The organism is Haloferax sp. Atlit-6N (assembly GCF_003383195.1).
GTDB lineage: Archaea > Halobacteriota > Halobacteria > Halobacteriales > Haloferacaceae > Haloferax > Haloferax gibbonsii.
Map to the genome: position 1 here is coordinate 1 of NZ_QEQJ01000023.1, position 979 is coordinate 979.

Annotated in this window: 1 protein-coding gene; it reads left to right on the forward strand. The window is 47.7% G+C overall.

What is annotated here, in order from left to right; all coding sequences use genetic code 11:
- Positions 1-231: 231 nt before the first annotated feature.
- Positions 232-979 (forward strand): oligosaccharide flippase family protein (locus tag DEQ92_RS20895; RefSeq protein WP_158547646.1); only part of this gene is annotated, 748 nt, incomplete at its 3' end.

A 979-nucleotide genomic window follows, 5' to 3' on the forward strand; every position in this document is an offset into this window, starting at 1 on the left:
TGTAGGTCATGCTTCCCACCGGGTTTCTCAACCGGGGAGTTGCGACGATATCAGACCAACAGACGGCGGTCGGTTGTCGCGTTAAACTAGAGCGGATGGACCGCACCCCTATCTTCTTTATCAATGCCTTGATTGTCATTTTACCTGTCGGTTATGGTGTCCCTGACGGACCACACTAAATCATTAACTTATTGGTCCTATTGCAAACTCTACTCTATCTATAGCATCCCGATGAATCTTCAACGCTCAACTATTGCTGTATTCGGTTCTACTCTAATAAGAAATATCGCGTCTTTCCTGGCGATAGCGGTGTTCTCGAGGAGTGTCGGTGTCGCCGGCTTAGGGAGTTTCTTCTTGTTTCAGTCGGTTCTATCAATGGTCTCTCTACCTGTCGATATGGGCATACGAAGAGGGATTGAAAAGCGATTGAGTGAAGGAAAACCAGCGGGCGAGACAGTATCCACAGGCCTGACGATGAAGTTAGTCCTGCTGGCTATCTTTCTTGTCCCTATAGTTCTCTTCCAAGAGCCTCTAAATAGCTATATTGGTGCAGAGGTATCATATTTACTTGGAATCGGCCTAATTCTCTATGAACTCGGTGGCGTGGGGAAATTCACTCTTCGTGGCGAACTACGGGTCACGGAGAGCGCTATTTTTGCGCCATTACAGACCATCCTCTGGGCAATCGGGGGCTGGATATTTATCCAGATCGGGTTTTCAGAAATCGCCCTATTCTGGGCGTATCTCCTCGGATTAGCAGGAGTTCTGGTTCTATCATGGATACTTATTGATACTCGATTAAGCGCCCCGTCTCTATCACGAGCGAAATCTCTATTCGGGTATTCAAAATTCGCTGCAATCGGGTCAGTTGGAGGCGTGATCTACAGTTGGACTGACGTGATACTTCTTGGATTCTTTATCTCTCAAGAAGCGGTCGGAGCATACGAAGTCGCTTGGAAAGTCGCAGCAGTTTCACTCC